This window comes from Bradyrhizobium sp., from assembly GCF_049581145.1.
Classification (GTDB): Bacteria; Pseudomonadota; Alphaproteobacteria; order Rhizobiales; family Xanthobacteraceae; genus Bradyrhizobium.
On the sequence record NZ_JBAURI010000395.1, the window covers coordinates 1 to 1537 of the forward strand.

At 59.9% G+C, this 1537-nt stretch carries 2 protein-coding genes; both read right to left on the reverse strand.

Going from position 1 to position 1537, the window contains the following annotated elements:
* Nucleotides 1-88 precede the first annotated feature (88 nt).
* Nucleotides 89-1129, reverse strand: coding sequence for an efflux RND transporter periplasmic adaptor subunit (locus tag WCB02_RS12775; RefSeq protein ID WP_423958590.1), 1041 nt, complete (start codon nt 1127-1129; stop codon nt 89-91).
* The gene (locus WCB02_RS12780; RefSeq protein WP_423958591.1) at nt 1126-1374 is read right to left on the reverse strand and encodes a hypothetical protein; all 249 of its coding nucleotides are present in this window, start codon (nt 1372-1374) and stop codon (nt 1126-1128) included. Before WCB02_RS12780 ends, WCB02_RS12775 begins: the two co-directional genes overlap by 4 nt.
* Nucleotides 1375-1537: the final 163 nt, after the last annotated feature.

A 1537-nucleotide genomic window follows, 5' to 3' on the forward strand; every position in this document is an offset into this window, starting at 1 on the left:
ACAAGCAGACACGCAAGCACGACGACGATGACGCGAAAGCGCAGCGCAAAACGGATGATCGAGGCCTGCAAGCCGGCAATGCGCATCATCAATCCTCGACCGGGACCGAGGCGCGGAATTCTTCCGAGAGCAACATTTGTGCGCCTTGGATAACGATCAGCGCATCCGCCGGAAGGCCTGAGACCACGAATCCGTCCCGCGGCGCCGAGCGGGCCGGATTGATGCCCTTGCGAATGAAAATCGTCGGCTGCGTGCGGATATAAATCCAGGCCTTTCCTTCGAGCCAGACGACCGCCGAATCCGGCAAGATCAAGCCCGATTGCTCGCTTGCGACAGCCAGCGTGACTTCCAGCGCAAGGCCCGGCAGCAGATTTTGTGCTGGTGCCTCGTAAAGATAGCTTATTCCCTGCAACTTCGGGTCGGCTGTGCTCGCAAGCGACACGAAACGAAGCCGCACATCGGTCGCGCCGTAGAGCGCACTCGCGGTTTCTGGCGGCGTGGAGATGGTTACGTCAGGCGGCAGCGTGACGCGGACCAGATAGTGATTGCGCGCAAGCAGATCGTTGATCTGTGGACCACCGCTTGCCAGAGCCTTGGCAATCGTCTCACCCCAAGCCTGCCGTGTGTTGGCGATAATGGCTTTGGTACGCGCCTGCGCTGCCGCAAGCGCATTGCTATCGACATCGAAGCTGCTGCGTGCGCTCTGCAATTGTGCGGTTGAGATATTCTGCTGATCTTTATTTAGAACCTGCGCGCGGAGATAAGCAGCCTGCGAACTCGCGAGCCGTGATTTCGCCGCCGCAACCTGGGTTTCGGCTTCGAGATATTGATTTTCGAGATCGGCAAGGCCGGCCGGATCGAGCACAGTGCCAAAGCCGCGCATATAAGCTCGCGGCGGCGCCGGATCGAGTTTCGCGGCGATGATGCCAGCATTCTGCTGCTCTTCCGCCGTCAACGTCAGAGTCGGCACGCCGTTTTTGATTGTGAGCCTTACGGCTGGATTGGGATTGTCGTTATCGCTGTCCTCATCTGCGTGCGAAGGGATCAGATAAAACGAGCCAAGCACGCCGCCGATCGCAAACGCGAGCAATAGCAGGGCCACGAGGCGAAATCTTCTGGTGGCATTCATGATGAAGACCTCGGCGGCAATTGCGCCTCGGGCAATATCAGCAGGGTATCAGGGCCGTAGAGCGGCCGCTCCAGCGCATCTTCCAGCGACCCCAAAGCCTCGCGTTGCTGCAGCATGGCGTCGAAATCGGTGAGCGCTGTAATTGCAGCCTCCATTTGCGTCGAAACGAGCGTCGGCCGATCAGCCTGCCCAGCGCCGAAGGATTTCTCGACCTGACGCGCGCGGTGCGCCTCATCCGCCTGCATCGCCTCCGCGCTCGCCAGCGATTGCGTTGATTTGCGATAGGCGACGGTTGCGTGATCAAGCTCGCCGATAATCTCTGCCTGCAAGGCAATGAAATTCGCCGCCGCCTCGCGCCGCTTGGCAATCGCCTCCGCGATCGCGCCCTGGTTTTGATTGAAGATCGGC